Source organism: Ligilactobacillus sp. 110_WCHN, assembly GCF_030518115.1.
Taxonomy (GTDB): Bacteria; Bacillota; Bacilli; order Lactobacillales; family Lactobacillaceae; genus Ligilactobacillus; species Ligilactobacillus aviarius_C.
On sequence record NZ_JAULLI010000037.1, the window covers coordinates 1 to 4,259 of the forward strand.

At 33.6% G+C, this 4,259-nt stretch carries 3 protein-coding genes and 2 tRNA genes; 1 reads left to right on the forward strand and 4 read right to left on the reverse strand.

Annotation, left to right across the window (positions count from 1 at the left end; all coding sequences use genetic code 11):
- Positions 1–110: 110 nt before the first annotated feature.
- The gene (locus Q3C15_RS08510; protein ID WP_302704960.1) at positions 111–731 is read right to left on the reverse strand and encodes a hypothetical protein; all 621 of its coding nucleotides are present in this window, start codon (positions 729–731) and stop codon (positions 111–113) included.
- Positions 732–752: 21 nt separating this feature from the next.
- Entirely contained in the window at positions 753–3,296 is a 2,544-nt protein-coding gene (locus Q3C15_RS08515) for an SEC10/PgrA surface exclusion domain-containing protein (RefSeq protein WP_302704961.1), read from the reverse strand.
- A 188-nt stretch (positions 3,297–3,484) separates the two neighbouring features.
- On the opposite strand from Q3C15_RS08515, the gene Q3C15_RS08520 reads away from it, so the two are divergent.
- Complete coding sequence (locus tag Q3C15_RS08520; protein ID WP_302704962.1) at positions 3,485–3,832, forward strand: helix-turn-helix domain-containing protein; 348 nt, start codon at positions 3,485–3,487, stop codon at positions 3,830–3,832.
- Positions 3,833–4,063: 231 nt separating this feature from the next.
- On the opposite strand, the gene Q3C15_RS08525 is transcribed toward Q3C15_RS08520, so the two are convergent.
- A tRNA-Thr gene (locus tag Q3C15_RS08525) sits at positions 4,064–4,136 on the reverse strand.
- Between the two features lie 7 nt (positions 4,137–4,143).
- Positions 4,144–4,215, reverse strand: a tRNA-Glu gene (locus Q3C15_RS08530).
- Positions 4,216–4,259 lie beyond the last annotated feature (44 nt).

The following is a 4,259-nucleotide window of genomic DNA, read 5'->3' on the forward strand; positions in this document are numbered from 1 at the left end:
AAAATTAAAAGAAAAAATTATCAAAAATGTTTATGAATTAGAAATGTTGTAATTTGAATGAACAACCAAAAAGCACCGGTAGGACTTAACCTATCGGTGCTTTTTGTTACTTAACCATCATAACCGTTATTTGAATCGAAAATTTGTGATTCATCATTAATGCTTTGAACAACCACGTTTTTGTTTTTCGAAGTATCAAGTTCAACTTTTTTGGAATTAGTTACAAAATATTCTGAATCGCCGTTAATATTAGCGTCAGCGTCGGAATCAACTTTAAATCCATTTAATTTACCGTTTTCTAATGATACTTTCGTTGACGAAAGAACAATTTCATTACTTTCGCTTGAAAGAATTGCTTCCTTGTCAGTATTTCCGTTGTTAGTAAAAATATAATATTTAGCATTTTTGCTCAAATAAGACGTTTCGATGTCGTTAGAATGCTTTGATAATACTTTTTTTACATCATTCATTGTTTTAGCATTTTTAAATTCGTTATAGCGAAGATAATTATCAACTTTAGGGGTCATATCTGCAATAATTAGTTTTCCTTTTTCTACACTAATTACATCCGACACATAAGGATTGTTTCCTTTCCCTTCTACTACGAACCATAAATTTCCATCGCTTAAACTTTTTTGTGGTGTTGTCTTACCAAGACTACATCCAGCTAATGTTAATGGAATTAATAATACCATCAATAATGGAACAATCCATTTCTTCATTTTTTTCATATTTATCTTTTTCTCCTATAACTATTTTTCTTTCTTCTTGTAACCTAAACCAAAGAATGATAAAGCAGCTAATAAACCAGCACCGATAATGGATGCAACAGAAGATGAAGATTCACCAGCTTGTGGCATATTTGCAGCAGATGCAGTTTTATCAGTCATCTTTGCAGTTTTAATAGCTGTTACGGTATCAGCATGAACTGTATTATTGTCTGATATTTTAACCGTTGTACTTAATACAGCTGGTTCTGAAACAGTATGTGAACCTAAAGTATAGGTTGAACCAATTTCAGCAGTTGTCGATACACGTCGACTAGTTTGAGGTTCGGTTACCTTATGTTGAGCATCATAAGCCTTTTGCAAAGTTGCTAAATGTTGTTCAGCTTGGATTTCAGCAGATTGAGCGTCATTTAACTTAGCTTGAGCATCAGCTAATGCTTTTTGATCAGCATTCAATGTTGCTTGTGAACTTGCTAAAGCATTCTTAGCTTGTGCTAATTTGCTTTGAGCATCTGCTAACTTAGCTTGAGCTTCTTTTAATTCAGCCGGAGCGTTTTGATAATCAGCAAGTTGCTTTTGCAATTGAGCTAAGATTGATTGGTCATTAGCAAGCCGTTGTTCATCACGGCTTAATTGATTGTTTAAATCATTTAATTTGGCTTCATCTTGAGCTTGAACGTTCTTAGCATTTGTCAATTGTGTATTAGCAGTTGCTAAAGCGTTCTTAGCATTCGTTAATGTTTGATTGTCCTTGGCAAGTTGCGTATTAGCAGCTTCAAGTTCAGCTGGTGCATTAGCAATGTCTTTTTGTGCTTGAGCCAAAGTTGCTTCATCTTTGCTTAATTGACTTTGAGCTTGTTGCAAAGCGTCATTAGCATTAGCTAACGCTGTCTGTTTACTTGCTAAGTCATTGTTAGCTTGAGTTTGAATGCTTTTAGCAGCATTTAAAGCATTTTGAGCATTATTTACAGCCTGTTTGTCAGCATTAACAGCTCCCTTTTCATCATTAACCTGTGATTGCAATGAAGCTTGTTGTTGCTTCAAAGCACTAATATTATTTGATGGGACAGCATAGTTATCATTTACATTAAATTTACTTCGATCTTGAATGTCAGATACAATATATCCCGATTTATCATGAATTTGTTCAAAATGTAAAATTCCTTCTTTATCGACTGATAATCCGAAATATGAAGGTGCTTGGTTATTACTATAATTATATCCAATAACACTTCCTGCATGGGCTGCATCAAAGAAGAGCAATTGCTTCAATCCGTCATAAACTGCCGCCTTTAGTTGGTTCATTGTACATGGACTAGTTGGCATACCACTAGCAGCACATTCATAGAGATTTCCATCTTTACTATCCAATCCAAATTGTGCAGCGGCTTTTTCAATAGCTGGGACATCATGCCCATTCCACAAACTCCACTTATCAGCATCATAACCTGCTGCCACAGCGTTAGCAAAATCAATTGCTGATTGGTTAACATGCATAATCGAATTTCCTAATTGTTGACGAATTGGGTTGATAATTGATGCGACCCAAACATTTAATTCTTTTTGTTGAGCAGCGGTTAAATTAGTTGGATCAACTTGATAATCATCTGCTTTACTTGGATGGTACGTATTGGCTGGATCACTCATTCCTTCGTTAAATAACTTGGTAGATTCATTCCCACTAATAGATTCGTTATTGTATCCCTTAGGCAATGTAATCGAATTAATAGAGTTAATCTTGTCGGTCACATTATCCAGTTCATTTTGTGTGTCATTTAATTTGCTTTGATCTTGATTTAATTTATTTTGAGTATAATTCAAAGCCCGATTAGCATCGCTAACTGTTTGATCAGCGTGTGATTTATTACTTGATGCTTGATCAACTGCTTTTTGAGCATTATCTTTAGCTGATTGCTTACTTGTTACATCTTGCTTGTCGGTGTTTACCTTACTTTGAGCTGATGATGCAATAGCTTGAGCATTGTGAATATCATCAATCCGTTGTTGATCACGCTTAATATTGGCTTGAGCTGATGATACGGCTGATTGCTTAGCTGATACATTTACTTGTGCCGATGAAACGTTTTGCTTATCAACGTTTACCTTTGATTGTTGACTACTAATATTTTGTTTATCATGAGCAATCGTTGTTTGATCATTGTTAATAGTAGATTCTTGCTTTTTAATTGAATTTTGAATTTCAGGAATCTTTGATGATGCGTCAGCTACTTTTTGCTTAGCAGCATCGACACTCTTTTGAGCATTATCAACTGAACTTTGTGCTGATGAAACTGTTGCTTGTTTGTTAGCAACATCTTGCTTATCGGCATTTACTTTATTTTGTACTGAATTTACATTTGCTTGAGCAGATGATACAGATGCCTTGGCTGATGAAACATTTTGTTTAGCTGAATTTAAATCAGCATTGGTTACTTTATCACTAGCCTTAGCTTGTACGTTATTAGATGAAGCTGTTTGAACATTATCAGCGTTTGCTACGCCTGCCCCGATTGTTGTAGTTGCTAAAGCAACGGCTGCGGTTGTAAGAATTGTTTTACCCTTTTCCATTTATATTCCTCTTTTCTTTAAAATCCATCTTTTTTACATAAAGAATTCATTTATGATAGTAAAAATTATATCACAATTTATTATTATATTAATATTTATTTAAAAAATATTATTTTGTTACATAGTAACCAAATGTGAATATCTCTATGATTTAGCTATGAAATATGTTTTTGGAGATATAAACTTATATGTATGAAAATTTAAATATTGGAAATGAAATTAGATATTATCGAATAAAACAAAAATTGTCGCAAGAAAAATTAGCTGAGAAAAGTGATCTTTCACTCAACTTTATTTCGAAATTAGAAACTGGACGAATTGGTAATATTAGTCTAAGCAAATTATTAAATATATGTAAAGCGTTAAATATTCAACTAGGTAAGCTTGTCGGAGATGATATCGAAAATTCCTTTTCTGAATTACCTCCTTCAGCAATTGAACTAATTAAAGTAATGCATAAACTCAATTATAGTGATCTTGATATCCTTTCGAGAGATTTAATTCCATTAATCAAAGATTTTAGTAACAAAAAATAGCGAGCAAACTGCTCGCTATTTTCGTCTTTATTCATCTCTGACACATTGGATTATGCTATTCTTCCTTGATATATCAACGTTTTTATTAATTATTTTTTCTTTCTGACACATTGAAAAATTCGATGTGCCAGCAGTGTGTCAAGATTTTGAATTTTACCTGATATTAACGTTATTTTATAAACAAAAAAAGCCTTATATCAAGGCTTATAAACATTTATGAACGTTTTATCATGCTGATTGCAGGAGTCGAACCTGTGACCCACGGTTTACGATACCGTTGCTCTACCAACTGAGCTAAATCAGCATATCAATGACCCGTACGGGATTTGAACCCATGTTACCGCCGTGAAAGGGCGGTGTCTTAACCACTTGACCAACGGGTCATAATAATTATGTTAATCACTAACGTGAATGCTCATTAGTCATT

Bases quoted from the DNA above. Each gene is read 5' to 3' on its own strand.
- Q3C15_RS08515 (WP_302704961.1), bottom strand. From the start codon at position 3,296: ATGGAAAAGGGTAAAACAATTCTTACAACCGCAGCCGTTGCTTTAGCA.
- Q3C15_RS08520 (WP_302704962.1), top strand. From the start codon at position 3,485: ATGTATGAAAATTTAAATATTGGAAATGAAATTAGATATTATCGAATA.
- Q3C15_RS08510 (WP_302704960.1), bottom strand. From the start codon at position 731: ATGAAAAAAATGAAGAAATGGATTGTTCCATTATTGATGGTATTATTA.